Here is a 19824-nt window from a genome sequence, read left to right as displayed (position 1 = left end):
TTTTTTCTCCTTATAATTTATCTGCATAGTAACTGCTTCTAACTAATTCACCACTTGCAACCGCTTCAAATCCTATTGAGTAAGCCAATTTTTCAAGAATTTTAAATTCTTCATGAGAATAATATTTTTTCACAGGATAATGATGAGGTGAGGGACGAAGATACTGGCCTATTGTAATTTGAGAAACTCCTGCATTTTGTAAATCTATTAATGTTTTTTCAATTTCTTCAAAATCCTCACCAAATCCTACTATTAAAGAAGATTTTGTTATTTTGTATTTTGAATAGAATTTAAGAATTTTTAGAGATAATTCATAAGATGATTTAGGCTTTAGTTTTTTATGGAGTCTTTTTACTGTTTCTATATTATGAGCTAATTTATCTGCACTTGAAGTAGCTAATAAAGATAAAGCCTCTATATCACCTCTGAAATCAGGTGTTAGAGCTTCTATTTTAGTTTCAGGATTAATTTCTTTTATTTTTTCAATTGTCCTGTGCCAGTGAATGCTTCCAAAATCTTCTAAATCATCCCTGTCAACCGATGTTATTACGACATATTTAAGTTTCATTTCTTTTATGGCGTTTGCTACTTTTTCAGGCTCAGCTTCATTGATTTTTTGAGGCTTTCCCTTATTAACACCGCAAAATCTGCAGTTTCTGGTGCATACATTTCCCAAAATCATAAAAGTGGCAGTGCCTCTTGCGAAGCATTCGCTTATATTCGGGCATTTTGAAGAGTAGCAGACGGTATTAACGCCGTATTTATCGATAATGTTTTTTGTAGTTGAAATTACCTCTTTGCTTGGGGCTGTAACTTTAGGCTTCATCGAAAACTTCTTTTATTATTTTTTTTAAATCTTTTTTTACTTCTTCAATTGAAATGTCAATTCCTTCATTTTTAAAGGATGTGGCTTTTATTCCTTTTAAATTGCAGGGATTTATTTTATTGAAATTATCTAAATTTGGATTTATGTGTATGGAAATCCCGTGATTTGAGCGGCATTTTTCATAATGAAACCCGAGGGACGCTATTTTTCTGTTTTGAATGTAATATCCTGGCTTTTTTTTGTCATAAAAAACGGGTTTGTCAAATTTATTGAAAAATTTGTTTAAAACTGTTCTTATTTTTTTAAAAAACAAAGGGGGGTTGTTTACATTAAATATAAAATAAAGCATCAATGTCCCTTCGTCAAAATATGTAATGCTGCCGCCTCTTTTAACGGGGGTGGCAAAAGGGAAAAGTTTTGCTTCTTTTTCTCCAACAGTATATACAGGATAATGTGTTGCAAAAAGCAAAAAATTTTCTTTTAAAGAAGTTAACTTCTCCTGTAATAATAAAAACTTATTATATTTTAGTAATCCTAAATCTTTAAAATTTATTTCTGAGAATTTGTTTTCCAAGTTCCACTCCCGGCTGATTGTATGTATTTATTCCAAGCAGGCTTCCTATGGCGCTTGTTAAAATTTCATAATACATTATTAAATTTCCCGCATTTTTTTCATTTATTTGTGAAATTGTTATTAAATCTATCGGATAATTTTTACTAAGCAGTGCTTCAAGCGTGGAGTCGCATTCTTTGTTTATCAGTTCGTTAAATGTATGGGCATTTACAAAATCTGTTGCTTCTAAATAAGGCAGATTAATATCAGGAATTGTTAATTTGCTTTGAAAATTTTCTATTTTTACAAATGTAAGTGTTTTTTTGCCCATACCTTCCATCAAAAGCTGTAAGAATGAGTGTTGGTCTATACTTCCTATGTGACCTACCGGCATTATCTCTTTGCCGTCTTTTCCCAAAGATTCGCCAAACAGCTGAACAAACCAGTCTTTAAATGAAGAGAGCATATTGGAATAGGCAAACATTACATTTATGGGATATTTTTGATAATTTTGGGCATAAAAGGCGGCTTTTTTGTTTAAATGCCATTCTTTTTTTTGAAAAAATTTTTCCCTGAATTCTTTTGCACCTTCAAGCAGATTTTTTACATTAAGCCCGGCGGCTTTAAGCGGAACAGTTCCCACTGCGCTTAGCACGGAAAATCTTCCGCCTACATTACTCGGGATATGAAATGTTTCCAGATTCCATTTCTTGGCGAATTTGTCAAGAGGAGAATTTTCGTCGGTTATTATTTTTAAATTTTTTGCATTTTTACCTAAATTGAATTTTTTTATTATTTCTTTAAAAATAGAAATTGTTTCTATTGTTTTTCCCGATTTTGAGATAACAAAAAAGAGAGGATTAGTTATTTCTTTTAATTTTTCTTCAATGTCCACAGGGTCCGGATTCTCAAGAAAAATCATTGTTTTCAGTTTTCTTTTAAAAATATTGTAAATAGCTTTCGCCCCAAGGGAGCTTCCGCCTATTCCTATTACAACCACTTCATTATATTCTGCGCCAAAGTCAATATCCAAAAATTTTTGAGAATGCTCAGGCAGACGGTAATATCCTATTTCTCTGCTTTCAAATTCTTTTAAAATATTGTCATACGCTTTTTGCTCCAACTTTTTATTGTCGTAATCAAAAAATAAACTGTAATTCATTGAACGCCCCTTCAATCATATAATTTAAAAATATTATATCACTTATTATAAACTTTGAGTAAATTTTAAGCGAAAATTAAGCAAAACTGAGTTATAATTTCCAAAAGGAAAAAAATGAAAACAAAAAACATATTACTTGAAAATTTTCCTGAGAAACTTATAAATCTTAAAGAAATAGCTCTTAATCTCTGGTGGAGCTGGAATCCAAGGGCAAGGGAATTATTTAGACAAATAGATCCATATTTATGGGAAGAGTTAGATCATAATCCTATTTCCCTTCTTAATAGGCTTGATGATAATGATTTTAAAACTCTTTTAAATAATAAAGAATTTATGAAAGAATATCATCTTGTTTCGGCGCTTTTTAAAGATTATTTAAATACTTCCAAAATTTATACAGATGAAAATACCCTTCCAGTGGCTTATTTTTGTGCGGAATTCGGTTTGCATCATTCTATCCCTATTTACAGCGGAGGCCTCGGTTTTTTGGCCGGCGATATTTTAAAAGAGGCAAGCGATATGAATCTGCCTTTTGTAGGTGTAGGATTTATGTATTCAAACGGTTATTTAAAACAGGTAATAGGAAGTGACGGATGGCAAAACAGTGAAAATCAAAATATCAATAAAGATGAAGCGCCAATTGAAAGGGTTATGGATAAAGACGGGAAACAGCTAATAATCCAGGTCCCTTTTATAGACCCTCCGATTTATACGGCTGTATGGAAAGTAAATGTAGGAAAAGTTGAACTTTATCTTTTGGATACCGATATAGAGCAAAATTCACCGTGGGACAGGGGAATAAGCTCTCATCTTTATACCCCCGATATGAATCAGAGGCTACGTCAGCAAATTGTTTTAGGAATAGGCGGCTATGCAGTTCTTGAAGCACTGGGTATTAAATATTCAATTCTACATCTAAATGAGGGTCATCCAGCATTTGCGCTGTTTGAGAGAATCAGGTATTTTATAAATCAGGGATTTAGTAAAGAAGAAGCTATACAAAAAGTAAAACAGACTTCTGTTTTTACGACTCATACGCCTCTTGCCGCTGCAACAGATATATATTCTTTTGAAAATGTGGGCAGTTATTTTAAAGATTATGTAAAAACACTTAATATGGATTTAAATGAATTTTTTTCTTTTGGAATAAATCCGGATAATCCTCATGGATTTAATATGACGATACTAGCCATGAGTTTAAGCAATAATATTAATGCGGTATCAAAAAAACATAAAAATGTAACAGAAAATATCTGGAAAAATTTTTTAATTAAAAAAAATAAAAAAATAGATTATGTAACAAACGGGATACATATTCCCACATGGATAAACTATGATTTGTATAAACATTATGATGAGATAATAGGAAGCTGGCTTGAAATACAGGATGATATAAACTGTTTTGATATGGTTGATGAAATAGATGATAAAAAACTTTGGAAAATGCATCAAAAATATAAAATAGATATGATTGAATTTATTAATGAAAAAGATAGAAATAAGTGGGAAAACGGCGCTGACCCGTTAGTTGTAATAGCCGAGGGCGCATTGCTTGACAGTGATATTTTAACCATTACTTTTGCAAGAAGAATGACAAGCTATAAAAGACCTGATTTGATATTGAAAGATATTGAAAGGCTTTATTCCATTATTCATAATCCTAAAAAGCCGATTCAAATTATTTTTGCCGGAAAGGCGCATCCTGCCGACACCCCAGGAAAACAGATAATTCAAAGAATTTTTAAAGTTTGTGAAGACCCGAGAAGCAAGGGGAGAATTGCTTTTATTGAAGATTATAATGAAGAAATTGCAAAATATTTAATAAGAGGCAGTGATATCTGGCTTAATAATCCCCTTTTGCCGCTTGAGGCAAGCGGTACAAGCGGAATGAAAGCCGGGATTAATGCAACAGTTCATTTATCTACACTTGACGGATGGTGGCCTGAGGGATACAACGGCAAAAACGGGTTTGTTATAGGGGGTGAGTCAAGCGATGATGTAAAAGATGCTGAAAGTATTTATGAAAATCTGGAAAAAATCGCCGAACTATATTATGACAGAGACGACAGCGTATATTCAAAAAAATGGATTCAGATTCAAAAAGAGGCAATAAAATCAATTACACCCAAATTTTCCGCAAGACGTATGATGAAAGATTATTTAAACAAATTTTATTTGCCAATCTCAACAAATTTAAGGAGGGAAAATGATACAGATAAAAAAAAGAAAAAATAAAGCATGGGTCAGTTTTTATTTTAATAATGAAGCAAATGAGGTTTATATAATGGGAAGCTGGAATAAGTGGGAAAAAGAACCTATGAAAAGAAAAAAAGACGGAAGCTTTTATATAAGAAAATCGCTTCCTGTTAATCAGACTTATGAATTTGGATATTTGGCAGACGGAAAATGGCTGAATGACGAAAATTGTGAGAAAATAAATTCACCGTTCGGTTCTGAAAATTCTGTATTGAAATTATGAATTATAAGGAGAAAGAATGAGAGAATATACAGCGGTTATTATGGCGGGGGGGTTTGGTACAAGAATTCAACCTTTAACACATTCAACCCCAAAACCTATGCTGCCGGTAACAAATATTCCTATGATGGAACATATTTTAGAAAAACTGGTGGATTTTGGGATGAAAGAAGTTGTGATTTTGCTTTATTATAAACCAGAAGTTATAAAAAATTATTTTGGTGACGGGAGCAGATGGGGTGTTAAAATCAATTATGTTTTGCCGGACAGTGATTATGGAACGGCGGGGGCTGTAAAAAAGGCTGAAGAATTTTTAAAAAAACCTTTTTTAATAATTAGCGGGGATTTGGTTACCGATTTTGATTTGAAAAAAATTTTTGCTTTTCATGAAGAAAAAAATTCAAAATTAACCATTACATTAACTACGGTAAATAATCCTTTGCAGTTTGGAATTGTAATAGTAAATGAAGATGGGGAGATTGAACAGTTTTTAGAAAAACCGAGCTGGGGAGAAGTTTTTAGTGATACAATCAATACTGGTATTTATATAATAGAACCTGAAATACTTGATTATATCCCTAAAAACACCCCTTTTGATTTTTCAAAAGATCTGTTTCCAAAACTTATGAGTGAAGGAATAAAACTTTATGGATATACTGCAACAGGATATTGGAGGGATGTGGGGAATCCGGATTCGTACAGAGATGTTCATATAGATATATTCAATGGAAAAGTAAAATATAACTATCCAGGGCGCAGAATAAGATATCTTGATGGAATTTTACATTTAATGGGTGAAGCTAAAATCGATAAAAGCGTAGAAATTGTAGGAGAAGTGGTGCTTGACGACGGGGTTGTTTTGGAAAAAGGGGTAAAACTTCAAAACTGCTCAATCGGTAAAAATACCAAAATAGGGATGAATTCCAAAATCAGGGATTCCGTAATATGGGAAAATGTAACTATAGGTGAAAACTGTGTATTTGATTACAGCGTAATTTGTAAAAATACAGTTATTGAAAACGATGTTGTTGCTAAAAACGGATGTGTAATTGCCGAAAATGTAAAAATAGGCAAATTAACACGTATTGAAAAAGATGTGACAATATGGCCGGATAAAGAAATTGAGCCGGCTTCCATTGTAACAAGCAATGTTGTTTTTGGCACCAAACTCAAAAACGCAATTTTTGAAAACGGAATTGCCAAAGGAAAAGTAAATACGGAAATAAGCTGTGATATGGCCTGCAGACTCGGAGAAGCGTTCGGTTCGCTTTTTCCAAAAGGCGCTAAAATAATGGTTGGAAGGGATGAAACAAGAAATGCGAGGATGCTTAAAAGAGCGTTTGTAGGGGGTCTTTTATCAACAGGAATCGATGTAATTGATTTAAAAGCCCTTCCGCCGACTGTTCTCAGATTTAATGTCAATGCTAATGATGAAATAGCGGGAGGTGCGTATTTCAGACTTGCTTTAAGTTCTCCCGGAGATATAGAAATTATTCTTTATAATGAATTTGGTCTTAGAATTAATTCCAACATATCAAAAGCATTGGAGAAAAATTATTTTAATGAAAAGTTCAGAAGGGTTGAATTCAGTGATGTAGGAATGATTCATGATTTTGATGTAAATATTTTTGAATATTGCAATAATTATGAAAATAAAATAAAAGAAATAATTGATCACCAGATAATCAAAGATAATGAGTTTAAAATTGTAATAGATTTAATGTTTGGAATAACAAAAGAAGTGTTTCCAAAATTATTGAATGAAATGAAAATAGAAAATATTATTTTGAATGCATATTCCGATGAAAACAGACTTTTAAATATTTATAATTATAAAGACAGGGCAAAAGAAGAAATAAGTAAAATTGTTACTTCACTTAAATTTGATATGGGTGCAATAATTTTCCCTCACGGCCAAAGATTAAATTTAATTACTGAAAAAGGGGAGGTGCTTGATAAAATAAAAGCATTAATTGCAGTTCTTAATTTACTCAATATTGATGCAAAATTCCAAAATAAAAAATACAAAGTGTTTTTGCCTATGTGGGCCCCTGATTATATGGATGAAAATTTCAAATATTTAGAAATAAAAAGGGGCAAATATTCAAATTTTGATTATAAAAAATTAAAAGAATATGATTTAATAGCAACAATTGACGGAAATTTTGCATTTACTGAATTTGCCCCTCACAGGGATGCTATGTTTAGTCTACTTAAAATAATGGAACTTTTAACAAGACATGACTTAAAACTCGGTGAGATTACCAGTACCGAAACAAATTTCTATTATAAAAAAGAAAAAATAGAATGCCCTCAGTTTAAAAAAGGCAAAGTGATGAAAGAGTTTTTAAAAATTGCCAAAAATAAAAAATATAAAAAAAACGGAGGAATTAAAGTTTATGAAGAAGATAATAACTGGGTCCTTTTGATTCCTGATGAAACAAGCGAACATATAAAAATTTATATTCAGGCAGAAAATTCTGAAATAGGGGAAAAAATGTTTGAACATTATAAAGGTCTGATAAATAAATGGATAGCATAAGCATTCTTTGGCATATGCATCAGCCTTTTTATTACTATAAAAATAAAATTTATCTTCCCTGGGTTTTTTTGCATGCAATTAAAGATTATTACGATATGGCCAATATAGCAGGCAAATACAATGTAAAAACAAGCTTTAATCTTACACCTTCATTATTAATACAATTAAACGAAATAGACGAAAAAAAAGATTATTTTATTTCTCTTTTGCTTAAAAGAAATTTGCAAGATTATGAAAAAAACTTTATTTTAAATATTATAAAAAGCGTTTATGTTGATACAATGGTAAAACCGTATAAGAGGTTTTATGAGCTTTTTAACAAAAAAGATTTGAGTGATAGCGAATTTAATGATTTAGAGGTTTTTTATCTTTTGGGATGGTGCGGGGAAGAGCTTAAAAATAGGAAATTTATTCAAAATTATTTAAATAAAGATACTTTTACTTATGAAGAAAAAGAAGAGCTTGTTTTTTATCTTTTGGAATTTGTAAAAAAAATTATCCCTTTTTATAAATTTTTGCAAGACAGCGGAAAAATTCAAATTACTACAACACCTTTTTCACATCCAATTTTGCCTCTTTTATTTAATATGGAAAATGCAAAAAAAGCAAATCCTTTTGCCGTTTTGCCAAAAATTTATTTTTCACTTAAAGATGATGCAATTATGCATATTAAAAAAGCAAAAGAGGTTTATAAAAAGTTTTTTGGAGTTTATCCAAAAGCCTTTTGGCCGGCTGAGGGGGCTATAAGTGAAGAGGTTATAAAAGCTTTTAAAGAAGAGGGGATTGAAATAACTTTCAGCGGAGATGACGTTTTAAAAAAAGTAGCTGATGATATTTATACCCCTTATGAATTTGAAGGGGTAAAACTCTTTTTTAGAGACAGATATTTAAGCGATTTGATAGGGTTTAATTATAAATATTTTGAAGCTGACGCGGCAGTGAGTCATTTTGAGAGAGAAATAGAAAGCAGAAGCGGAAATATAACTGTTATTTTAGACGGTGAAAATGCATGGGAATATTACAAAAAACCGTATGAATTTTTGCATAAGTTTTATCAGATGCTGGAAAATGAAAATACAAAATTTTTTGATGAGGTTGATAAAACAAAAAAACTAAATAAAATAATTCCAGGCAGCTGGATAAACGGCGATTTTAACACATGGGTCGGAGACGAAGAGAAAAACAGGGCTTGGGAGATGCTTTTTTTATCCAAAAAAGAAATTCCTGAAGATGAGAATTATTTATATGCCGAGGGGAGCGACTGGTTCTGGTGGTATGGAAAAGGGCATACATCTATTCAAAATGAAATTTATGATGAAATATTCAGAAATTATCTAATTGATATTTTTAAAAAACACAACAGGGAGATTCCCGCATACCTGCTTATTAAAAATTTCAATAAAAAACAGTATTTTAAACCCCAAAAGTTTTTATTAACCCCAAAAATAGACGGAAAAACCGATTTTTTTGAATGGGTTGGAAGCGGAGAAATTGAAGAAAATTTTGGGGCTTTGGCTTCAAGTTTACCTAAAATATATTATGCGATTGATGAAAATAATCTTTATTTGAGAATCGATGATACAAATTATCTTTTTGAAGGATTTAAAAATATAAAAGGAAAGATTATTGAAGCGGTTGGTAAAAAAAAAGAATTTTTAAAATTTATTTTAAAAAGTAAAAATTTTGAAATGATTCTTCCAAGTGAAATAATAAAACTTGATATAAATGAAATTTACAAAAACTGGTTTGTATAATGCTTTTTGGGGTACATTTACATCAGCCGGTTGATAATTTTGATAATGTTATAGAAAAAGCTGTAAATGAATGTTATGGCCCTTTTTTTGAGCTTCTTAGCAGATATCCCGAATTTAAATTTTCTTTTCATTCAAGCGGCTGGATTTTTGAAAAAATCAAAAATAATTATTCAGATGTATTTGAAAATATAAAAAAATGCAATATTGAATTTTTTACAGGCGGATTTTATGAGCCGATTTTAGTTTCAATTCCAAGTGAAGATAGAATTTATCAGATTCATAAATTGAATATATTTTTAAAAGAAAATTTTAATGCCACTCCTTCAGGACTTTGGTTAACTGAAAGGGTTTGGGATGATGAAATAGTAAGGGAACTTAAAAAATGCGGTATTGAATATGCAATTGTTGATGATTATCATTTTAAAGCCAGCGGATATAAAGAAATAAATGGATATTATTTAACAGGTATGTTTGAAAAACTTGCACTTTTTCCTATTTCAAAAGAACTTCGTTATGCAATGCCTTTTAAAGAGGTGAATGAAGCTGTTAATTTACTTGAAAATAATCTTGTTATGTTTGATGATATAGAAAAATTCGGTCTTTGGCCGGGAACCAATAAACTTGTTTATAAACAGGGATGGCTAAAAGAATTTATTGAAAAAACAGTTGATGAGTCTTTGCATTTCAGTGAATTTTATAAAAATAACGCTCCAATAGATTATGCATTTATTGAAAACCTCTCATATGAAGAGATGACAGAATGGGCATTGGATGCTAATGATATAATTGAACTTCAAAAAGAAAAAAAACACTGCCGCTTTGCAAAAGGGAGTATTTGGAAAAGATTTTTTTATAAATATAAAGAAAGCAATTATCTGCATAAAAGGATGTTAAGTTGTGTTAAAAATGAGAGTTATTACAAGCTTCAGACAAACGATGTTTACTGGCACGGGATTTTTGGTGGAATTTATTTACCAAATCTAAGGGATAATGCTTATAGGTATTTAATTGAATGTGATAATTTAAAAGGTGAAATTAAAGATATTGATTTTGATGGAAACAGGGAAATAAAAAAAGTTTTTGAAAATTCAATTTTTGTTTTTAATAGTAGTGGCGAACTTATAGAATTTGATGATAGGAAAAATAAATTTAATTTTTTAAATACCATAAAAAGATATAAAGAGTTTTATCATTTACTAAATGAAGAAAAAAAAGATGATAATAAAAAAGTAAAAACAATTCATGAAATGGAAATTAAAAAACCTGAAAATATATATTTTGATGATTATTTCAGGTACTCTTTTGTATTAAGAAAAAAAGACAATATAAATTTAGATAAACTTATAAAAAATGAAATTTCTTATTTAGAGTTAGAATATTATGTTAAGTCTAAGGAAAATGAATTGATTTTTGATACTAAAGAGGGAATCAGTAAAAAATTTAGATTGTTTGATAAAAAAATAGAGTATGAAATTGAAGGTGAGTGCGTTTTAGAATTTAACTTGCATTTTTCAAACTATAATATTGAAGAAGGTGAATTTGAAAGAGATGAGTTTAGTTATTTTGATGAGTATACAAAAAGAAAAGTCACAATTAAATTTAACAGCTCAAAATATTTTGTATATTTAATTAAAACATACAATTTAACAGAAAACGGATTAAATGAAACAATCCAAGGAGTTAGTATTGTAATTGAAAATCCTAAAAAAGGAGAAATTTATTTTGAATAGTTTAAGGTATGATTTATTAAGAGATGAATATGTAATAATTGCTCCAAACAGACTCCATCGTCCTGATATGGTTTATGAAATAAAAACAAAATATCCAAAAATCTGTCCTTTTTGTCCGGGAAATGAAGATATGAGTGAAAAGGATATTTTAAGATTTGAAAAAAACGGCAAATGGGTTTTAAGGGTTGTGCCTAATAAATTCAGAAGTCTTGCAATTGAAAATCCATATTATTTTAAAGAATATGAAGCCGGAAGCTATGGAGCTCACGAAATTATTATAGATACTTCTAGACACATAAAATTTTTTGAATTTGAAAAAGAAGAATTTATAAATTTATTTAAAGCAATAAAATTTAGATTTTATGATTTAAAAAAAGATCAAAAATTAAAATATTTTACCTGCTTTAAAAATGAGGGAATAAAAGCAGGAGCAACTCAGCCTCATCCTCATACACAAATTTTAGCGCTTCCGCTTATTCCAATTAATAAAATAAGAGAAATTGAAAGATATAAAAGATTTTTTGAAGAAAATGCAAAAACAATTTTTGAAAAGTATTTAGAAATAGAAAATTTAAAAATTTTTGAAAATGATGAATTTTGTGCGCTTTTGCCAAAAGCTAGTAAATTTGCTTTTGAAGTGAGGATAATTAGTAAAAAAAGAGGAAATGATTTTGATGAAGATAAACTTTCAGAAGTTTTTGAATATCTAAAAATTATGCCAAAAATTATAGGGGAGTTTGATTTTAATATTGTTTTTAATTTTTTGCCTTTTGAAGAAGGAGGAGAGTGGTTTAATTTTAATATAGAAATACTTCCAAGGCTATTTAATATAGCAGGAGGAGAACTTAGCGGGATTTATACGAATGTAGTTGCTCCTGAAATTGCAAAAAAGGCGTTTGATGATTTTAGCAGTTGATATAGGAGGGACGTTTTTCAGGTATAAGTTTAGAGAAATTTTTGAGGTTAAAAATACAAAAGAGATTGATGTTTTAAAAGAGATTTTAAATTTAATTGAAAAATACAAACCTTCAAAACTTGGAATTTCTTTTGCCGGACAGGTAGATAATGGCAAAATCCTTTCATCACCAAATATCGATATAAAAAGCATTGATTTAAAAGAGTATATAAAAATACCTTTTATTTTAGAAAATGATTTAAATTGTGCTGCAGTTGCTGAGAGCAGATATTGGAAAAGTAAATTTTTAGTTGCACTCTATTCAGGCACTGGACTTGGGGCTGGAATAATTGAAAATGGAAAATTAGTTAGAGGTTATATGAATTTAGCAGGGGAAATTGGACATATTCCTTATAAAAAAACTAAATTTGTTTGTGCTTGTGGAAAAAATGATTGTTTAGAATTTTATGCCAGTTCTAAAATTGAAAAAATTGGAGGTAAATTTCAAGAGTATAAAGAGGCTTTAAATAAAGCAGTTGGAACTATGGCAAGTTTATTTAATCCTGAAATTATTGTTTTAGGAGGAGGCTATTATTTACATCATAAATTTGAAATAGATAAAAAATATATTCCAAATTTTGATAAAGTAGAAATTAAAATTACAAAATTAAAAGATGCTTCGTTAATAGGGGCCGAAATTTTAGCAAAGGAAGAGTTATGAATATAATGTTTGCAAGCAGTGAAGTTACACCTTTTGCCAAAACAGGAGGCTTGGCAGATGTAAGTGCCGCTTTGCCTAAGGCTTTAAGTAAGTTAGGGCATAATGTAAAAATAGTAATGCCTAGATATTATAGTATAAATCCAGCAAATTTAGAAAAACTCCCATTTAGTATAGGGGTGCATGTTGGAGGTCTTGGGACACTTTGGGCTGGAGTTTATAAAAGTATTTTACCTAATACAAATGTGGAAGTCTATTTTATAGATTATGAGGAGTTTTTTGGAAGAAAAGGAATATATACTGATTATAACGGATATTCATATCCTGATAACGATAAAAGATTTATATTTTTTACAATAGCTGTATTTGAACTTGCACTTGCTCTTAAATTTGATGTTGATATTTTTCATTTTAACGATTGGCAAACTGCAAGTGGTACAGCTTTACTTAAATATAGATACAATTGGCTTTTTCCAAAAAGTAAAAGCGTTTTAACAATTCATAATCTTGAACATCAGGGAGTTTGTAGTAAAGAAGCGTTTAATTACCTGATGATAGACTGGAAGCATTTTAATTTGTATGAATTTGAAGCAATGGGTCTTACAAATTTATTAAAAGGAGGTATTGCAGCGGCTGATAAAATAACAACTGTTTCACCTACCTATGCAAAAGAGATACAGACCCCTGAATTTGGATTTGGTCTTGAAGAACATATAAAAGCGCATTCTCATAAACTTGTTGGAATATTAAACGGGGTTGATTATGATGAATGGAACCCAAAAACAGATAAACTGATACCTTTTAATTATGATATTGAAAATATTGAAGTTAAAAAACTAAATAAATTAGCTCTTCAAGAGAGAATGGGACTGGAGAAAAACGAAAAAAAGTGCCTAATAGGTTTAGTAAGCCGCTTTGCAAAACAAAAGGGAATAGAACTTATTGCACAGGCTATGGAAGGGCTTTTAGGATTGAGTGCAGATTTTGTTTTCCTTGGAAGTGGTGAAAAATGGGCTGAGCGGTTTTTTAGCGATGTAAGTAGTAGATATCCAAATTTCAGGATATGGGTAGGGTATAATAATGAACTTGCACATTTAATAGAAGCAGGAAGTGATTTGTTTTTGATGCCAAGTCTTTTTGAACCGTGCGGGCTTAATCAGATGTATTCTCTGCGTTATGGAACTCCTCCTATTGTAAGGGCTATAGGTGGGCTTAATGACACGATTGAAAATTATAATCCTTTTACAAAAGAAGGTGATGGTTTTAAATTCTGGGAGCCTTCAAAAGATGCTTTATGCAATACTGTAAAATGGGCTGTTGATACATATTACACTGATGATTATAAAATTATTCAAAAAAGAGGAATGAAAAAAAGATTTTCTTGGCAGAGAAGTGCAAAAGAGTATGAAAAAATTTATAAAGAGGTATTATGAAAGAGCTTGATTTATATCTGTTTAAAGAAGGGACACACAGATATCTTTATAAACATTTAGGGAGTTTTATAAAGAAAAACGGAGTGTTTTTCAGGGTATGGGCTCCGCATGCAAAAAATGTAAGTGTAATGGGTGATTTTAATAATTGGGACAAAAATGCAAATCCTTTAACTAAAAACGGAGAATTTTGGGAAGGATTTGTTGAAAATGCAAAAAAAGGCGATAAATATAAATATTTTATAATCGGGGCTTATAATCAGGAATTGGAAAAAATAGACCCATTTGCAAGATATTTTGAAAAACCTCCAAAATCTGCAAGTATTATTTGGGAAGATAATTACAAATTTAATGATGAAAAATGGCTTAAAAAAAGAAATCAAAATTTTGATAAACCTTTTAGCATTTATGAAGTTCATCTAGGAAGCTGGAATAAAGAGTATGATAATTATGTAGATTTAGCACATGCATTAAGTAAATATGTAAAAGAGATGGGCTATACACATATTGAGCTTATGCCTATAACAGAATATCCATTTGATGGGTCATGGGGATATCAAGCAGTGGGGTATTTCGCACCTACGGCAAGATATGGAAAGCCGGAAGAATTTAAAAAATTTGTTGATATTATGCATCAAAATGATATTGGAGTTATACTTGATTGGGTGCCAAGCCATTTTGCTGTTGATGGGCATGGGCTTATTACATATGATGGAACAGCTTTATATGAACACCCTTCACCCCTAAAAGGATACCATCCAGAATGGAAAAGCCATATTTTTGATTATGAAAAAGGGGAAGTTCGATCATTTCTAATAAGCTCTGCAATATTTTGGCTAAAAGAATACCATATTGATGCAATTAGGGTTGATGCAGTTGCTTCTATGATATATCTTGATTATGCAAGAGATGAATGGATTCCAAATAAATATGGAGGAAATGAAAATCTTGATGCTATACACTTTTTAAAAAATCTTAATAAATCATGCTATGAAGAAGTACCAGGAATTACAATGATAGCAGAAGAATCAACTGCCTATCCAGCAGTTACAAAACCAGATGGACTTGGTTTTGGATACAAATGGAATATGGGTTGGATGAATGATACACTTAAATATTTTGATTATGAGCCAATTTACAGGCAATATCATCATCACGAGCTTACTTTTTCTTTTGTATATATGTTTAGCGAAAATTATATTTTGCCTCTTTCACATGATGAAGTGGTCCATGGTAAAAAATCGCTTATCGGTAAAATGCCAGGTAGTTATGAAGAAAAATTTGCAAATTTAAGGGCGCTTTTTGCATATATGTATGCACATCCTGGGAAAAAACTTTTATTTATGGGCGGAGAAATTGCGCAGTTTAAAGAGTGGGCTTATAAAGAGAGTATTGAATGGTTTTTACTTAAATATGAGAAACACAGAGGCGTTCAAAATTTAATAAAAGAGCTTAATAAAATATACAATAATGAAAAAGCTTTATGGGTTGATTGCAACCCAGATGGATTTGAATGGATAAACGAACTTGATTATCAAAGAAATGTAATTTCATTTATCAGAAAAAATAAAAATGAAAAAATGATAATAGTATGTAATTTCTCAGGTGCAAAATATCAAAATTATTTAATAGGTGCTCCTAATGGGGAATATAAAGAAATTTTAAATTCAAATAGCAAAAAATTTGGCGGATGGATAGAAGATAAAGAAAGACTTTATAAAACTTTTAGTAAAGAATGTTGTGGCAGAGAATATTCAATTGAGCTGGATTTAGAGCCTTTTAGTATAGTTTATCTTAAAAAGATAATATAATTTTATTAAAAAGGAGAAAACATGGATATTAAACATATTTTTAGAGAATATGACATAAGAGGAATTTTTGAAAAAGATTTGAATGAAAAAGTTGTAAAGTTAATAGGATTTTTCTTAGGTGAAAGAGTAAAAGGTGAATATGTTTTAGTAAGTTATGATGCAAGGACACATTCTCCTACACTCATAAATTGGTTAGTAAGTGGGCTTAATAAAGCTGGTAAAAAGATAATAAATGCAGGAATGCTTCCAACAGGAGTTAATTATTTTGGAAATTTTGTGCCTTTATGTTTAGATGGGGTTGGAAAAATTAATATAGGAGGAAGTATACAAATTACCGGTTCACATAACCCACCTGAGTATAATGGATTTAAAATAACAATTGATAAAAAGCCTTTTTTTGGTAAAAGTATTTATGAACTTGGTGATGAAATTATTAAAAATTTTGATTTAGAGATAGAAGATAATTTTGAAGCAATTGAGTATGATTTAAAAAGTGATTATATAAATTATATAGCAAATCAATTTTCCCATTTAAAAAATTTAGAGTTAAATGCTGTTTTTGACTGTGGAAACGGAGTTGCGGGAGTTGTTTTAAGAGATATTTTAGAAAGACTTAATATAAAAAATTATGAAATTTTATTTGAAGAACCTGACGGAACTTTTCCAAATCATCATCCAGACCCAACTATTGAAGAAAATTTAAAATGGGTAAAAGAGGCCATTAAAAACGGAAGGAATTATGCTTTTGCATATGACGGGGATGCAGACAGGATTGCGTTTTTAGATAAAAAATATAACTATAAAGGAGATATTTTACTTTACTTTTTTGCAAAAAATATGAAAAATCCATGCGTTATAAGCGAAGTAAAAGCCTCTCAAATTGTATATGATGAAATTGATAAATTTGGAAAAGCCATAATGTATAAAACAGGTCATAGTAATTTAAAAACTTTGCTTTATGAAAAAAACTGCGATATGGCAGCAGAAGTTAGCGGGCATATTTTCTTTAATGATAGATATTTTGGTGTAGATGATGCAATTTATGTAACATTTAGGATAATGGAACTAATTGATAAGGGATTTGATTTTATTGCTGAATTTGAAAAACTTCCTCTTATTTACAATACAGATGAAATTAAAATAAAAACAACAGAGGATAAAAAATTTGAAATAATAGAAAAAATTAAAAAATATTTAAATGAAAATAAAGAAAAACTTAAAATTAAAAAAATTATTGATATTGACGGAGTAAGGGTAGTGTTTGAAGATGGATGGGGGCTTATTAGAGCAAGTAATACAACACCTGTTCTTGTTACAAGATTTGAAGCTTCTTCATATGATGCACTTGAGAAAATAGAAAAAACTATGATGGAAATAATTAATAAATTTTTATAATGTTATAATTTCAATAAAAAAGGAAGTTAATGAGAGCATTACTAAGTGTATCTGATAAAACTGGAATTGTTGAATTTGCTAAAGGTCTTGAAGAGCTTGGATTTGAAATTATTTCAACTGGCGGGACAAGAAAAGTTTTAGAAGAAAATAAAATAAAAGTTATTGATATTAGTGAAATTACAAAATTCCCTGAATGTTTTGGAGGAAGGGTAAAAACGCTTAATCCTTATGTTCATGGCGGTATTTTATACAGAAGTGGGATTGATGATGAGGAAGCCAAAGAACTTGGGATTGAGAGAATTGATTTAGTTTGTGTTAATTTATATCCTTTTAAAGAGACAACTCAAAGGACTGATGATTTTGATGAAATTATTGAAAATATCGATATTGGCGGTCCTACAATGGTTAGAAGCGCGGCTAAAAACTTTAAAGATGTAATTATTGTAACTGACCCGAATGATTATGATAAAGTAATTGAAGCTCTTAAAAACAATAAAAACACGCTAGAATTTAGAAGAGATTTGATGATAAAAGCATTTGAACATACTGCGGCATATGATAGTATGATAACAAATTATATGAATGAAAGATTTAACAGTGGTTTTGGTGAAAAAAGATTTATTGTAGGAAGTAAAGTATTTAATACAAGATATGGTGAAAATCCTCATCAAAGAGGGGCTTTGTATGAATTTGAAGATTTTTATAAAAATTTAAATATTTTAAAAGGTGAGATAAGCTTTAATAATCTAACTGACATAAACGGAGCGGTTAAAATTGCCGTTAGTTTAGGTAAGGGTGCAATAAGCATTATTAAACATGCAAATCCTTGCGGGGCTGCAAGGAAAGGCGATTTAATCACCACTTGGCAAAAAGCTCTTGAATGTGACCCTATCAGTGCTTATGGAGGAGTTGTTGCCGTAAACGGAATTGTAGATAAAAATTTGGCGGAGGAAATTAATAAAATTTTTGTTGAGGTTTTAATTGCCGGAAAAATTACAGACGAAGCTGTTAAAGTATTTGAGAAGAAAAAAAGAATAAAACTTTTTGACCTTGGTAAACCTCATTTGGAAATTGCCGGGGATAAATGGGATTTTAAACATATTGAAGGCGGATTTGTATTCCAGGATGCAGACAGGGTCAGTGATGATGAAGTGGCAAATGCCGAGTGTGTAACCGAAAAATGTACAGATGATAAAAGAGATTTGGAAATAGCCTGGAAAATTGCGGCACTTACCAAATCAAACTGCGTAGTGTTTGTAAAAGATTCTCAAATGGTGGCAATTGGTATGGGAATGACAAGTAGGGTGGATGCTACAAGATGTGCTGTTGAAAAAGCAAAATCTTTAGGACTAAATATTGAAGGTGCATCACTTGCCAGCGAAGCATTCTTTCCATTCAGAGACAGTGTGGATTATGCCGCTGAGGTAGGTATAAAATCTATAATCCAACCTGGTGGAAGCATCAGGGACAATGAAGTTATAGAAGCTGCAAACGAACACGGCATTGCAATGTATTTTACCGGGAAAAGGCACTTTTTACATTAAGACTTAAAGCAACAAAATTAAATTTGTTGCTTTAAAGATTTATACTGATTTTTGTTATGAAATATCCTCCAACAATCAGCCAGATAAATAAAATTCCAGCTAAATAAATCGCTTTAAGTCCCACACCTTTAAATTTATTGATGTTTGTCTCCATTCCAAGTGCTGTCATTGCCATTGTAAGTGCAAAAGTATCAAGCGTATTGACAGTATCTACAATTTTTAAAGGCAGTAAATTTAATGAATTAAAACCTGCAACAACAATAAACCAGACGGCAAACCATGGAATTGTTATTTTTGTTTTTTCATTTTTTATTTTGTTTTTTGCCGTTTTTGCAAGAAAAATGCCTAAAATTATTAAAAACGGTGAAATCAGCATAACCCTTATCATTTTTACAATTACGCCTTCTTTTGCGACTTCAGGTGAAATGGCGCTTCCGGCACCTACCACATGTGCCACCTCATGAATGGTTGAACCTATGTATATTCCCATTTCGTTTGGCGTAAAATGTAAAATTCCGCTTTTATAAGCAATAGGATATAAAAACATAGCTGTTGTTCCAAATAAAATAACCGTAGCTACGGCAATTGCACTTTTATAAGCTTCTGCCTTTACAACCGGTTCGGTAGCTAAAACTGCGGCGGCCCCGCAGATTGAACTCCCGGCACTTGTCAGTATGGTAGTGTCTCTGTCAAGTTTTAAGATTTTAGTCCCTACAATATAACCGATAATAAATGTAAAAGTTACAATCATAGTAGATGCGAAAATTCCAGGAATTCCTACAGCCGCTATGTTTTGAAATGTGATTCTGAATCCGTAAAATATGATAGCGGCCCTAAGCAGGGTTTTTGTTGAAAAATTAATTCCAGGATTCCATTCTTGGGGCAGATGATTTCTCAAGGTATTTGCATAAAAAGCTCCTATGGCCCCATCAAAAAAACTGTGTAAATCCTAATATAGATGTTGAGAGATGATAAAATAAAAAAATAA

General features: G+C 30.6%; 15 protein-coding genes. 11 read left to right on the top strand and 4 right to left on the bottom strand.

Going from position 1 to position 19824, the window contains the following annotated elements; all coding sequences use genetic code 11:
• Positions 1–10: 10 nt before the first annotated feature.
• The 3 genes from lipA to DZ68_RS0107580 all read right to left on the bottom strand — a co-directional run bounded on the left by lipA (position 11) and on the right by DZ68_RS0107580 (position 2541).
• Positions 11–826: a lipoyl synthase gene (gene lipA / locus DZ68_RS0107590; RefSeq protein WP_024788017.1), complete on the bottom strand. Its 816-nt coding sequence runs from the start codon at positions 824–826 to the stop codon at positions 11–13.
• The gene (locus DZ68_RS0107585) at positions 816–1295 is read right to left on the bottom strand and encodes a lipoyl(octanoyl) transferase (protein WP_156919585.1); all 480 of its coding nucleotides are present in this window, start codon (positions 1293–1295) and stop codon (positions 816–818) included. The genes lipA and DZ68_RS0107585 overlap by 11 nt, the downstream gene beginning before the upstream one ends.
• A 73-nt stretch (positions 1296–1368) precedes the next feature.
• On the bottom strand, positions 1369–2541 hold the full coding sequence (locus DZ68_RS0107580; RefSeq protein ID WP_024788015.1) for a glucose-6-phosphate isomerase: 1173 nt from the start codon (positions 2539–2541) through the stop codon (positions 1369–1371).
• Between the two features lie 114 nt (positions 2542–2655).
• On the opposite strand from DZ68_RS0107580, the gene glgP reads away from it, so the two are divergent.
• From glgP to purH, 11 genes are read left to right on the top strand one after another with little or no spacing between them, the layout of a single operon-like run.
• The gene (glgP, locus tag DZ68_RS0107575) at positions 2656–4776 is read left to right on the top strand and encodes an alpha-glucan family phosphorylase (RefSeq protein WP_024790951.1); all 2121 of its coding nucleotides are present in this window, start codon (positions 2656–2658) and stop codon (positions 4774–4776) included.
• Positions 4748–5020, top strand: a complete 273-nt coding sequence (locus DZ68_RS0107570) for an isoamylase early set domain-containing protein (protein WP_024788013.1) — start codon at positions 4748–4750, stop codon at positions 5018–5020. Before glgP ends, DZ68_RS0107570 begins: the two co-directional genes overlap by 29 nt.
• A gap of 16 nt (positions 5021–5036) precedes the next feature.
• Complete coding sequence (locus DZ68_RS0107565) at positions 5037–7559, top strand: sugar phosphate nucleotidyltransferase (protein ID WP_024788012.1); 2523 nt, start codon at positions 5037–5039, stop codon at positions 7557–7559.
• Entirely contained in the window at positions 7547–9313 is a 1767-nt protein-coding gene (locus tag DZ68_RS0107560) for a glycoside hydrolase family 57 protein (RefSeq protein ID WP_024790950.1), read from the top strand. Before DZ68_RS0107565 ends, DZ68_RS0107560 begins: the two co-directional genes overlap by 13 nt.
• Positions 9313–11043 (top strand): alpha-amylase/4-alpha-glucanotransferase domain-containing protein, encoded by a 1731-nt coding sequence (locus DZ68_RS0107555; protein ID WP_024788010.1) that lies wholly within the window; start codon positions 9313–9315, stop codon positions 11041–11043. Before DZ68_RS0107560 ends, DZ68_RS0107555 begins: the two co-directional genes overlap by 1 nt.
• Positions 11036–11959 (top strand): hypothetical protein, encoded by a 924-nt coding sequence (locus tag DZ68_RS0107550; RefSeq protein ID WP_024791966.1) that lies wholly within the window; start codon positions 11036–11038, stop codon positions 11957–11959. The genes DZ68_RS0107555 and DZ68_RS0107550 overlap by 8 nt, the downstream gene beginning before the upstream one ends.
• Positions 11943–12659 carry an ROK family protein gene (locus DZ68_RS0107545; protein WP_024790949.1) on the top strand — a complete coding sequence of 239 codons (717 nt, stop codon included), beginning with the start codon at positions 11943–11945 and terminating at the stop codon, positions 12657–12659. The genes DZ68_RS0107550 and DZ68_RS0107545 overlap by 17 nt, the downstream gene beginning before the upstream one ends.
• Positions 12656–14089 (top strand): glycogen synthase, encoded by a 1434-nt coding sequence (locus tag DZ68_RS0107540; RefSeq protein WP_024788007.1) that lies wholly within the window; start codon positions 12656–12658, stop codon positions 14087–14089. The genes DZ68_RS0107545 and DZ68_RS0107540 overlap by 4 nt, the downstream gene beginning before the upstream one ends.
• A complete protein-coding gene (gene glgB / locus DZ68_RS0107535; RefSeq protein WP_024788006.1) occupies positions 14086–15897 on the top strand; it encodes a 1,4-alpha-glucan branching protein GlgB in 1812 nt (603 codons plus the stop codon). The genes DZ68_RS0107540 and glgB overlap by 4 nt, the downstream gene beginning before the upstream one ends.
• A 21-nt stretch (positions 15898–15918) precedes the next feature.
• Complete coding sequence (locus DZ68_RS0107530; protein ID WP_156919584.1) at positions 15919–17292, top strand: phosphomannomutase/phosphoglucomutase; 1374 nt, start codon at positions 15919–15921, stop codon at positions 17290–17292.
• Between the two features lie 29 nt (positions 17293–17321).
• Complete coding sequence (gene purH / locus DZ68_RS0107525) at positions 17322–18836, top strand: bifunctional phosphoribosylaminoimidazolecarboxamide formyltransferase/IMP cyclohydrolase (RefSeq protein WP_024790948.1); 1515 nt, start codon at positions 17322–17324, stop codon at positions 18834–18836.
• A gap of 31 nt (positions 18837–18867) precedes the next feature.
• Here purH and DZ68_RS0107520 read toward each other — a convergent pair whose 3' ends face one another.
• A complete protein-coding gene (locus DZ68_RS0107520; RefSeq protein ID WP_084021804.1) occupies positions 18868–19758 on the bottom strand; it encodes a YeiH family protein in 891 nt (296 codons plus the stop codon).
• Positions 19759–19824 lie beyond the last annotated feature (66 nt).

It is taken from the genome of Lebetimonas sp. JS085, from assembly GCF_000523295.1.
Classification (GTDB): Bacteria; Campylobacterota; Campylobacteria; order Campylobacterales; family Nautiliaceae; genus Lebetimonas.
Note: the sequence above shows the minus strand (reverse complement) of the source record. Positions and strands in the feature narration are given on the sequence as shown.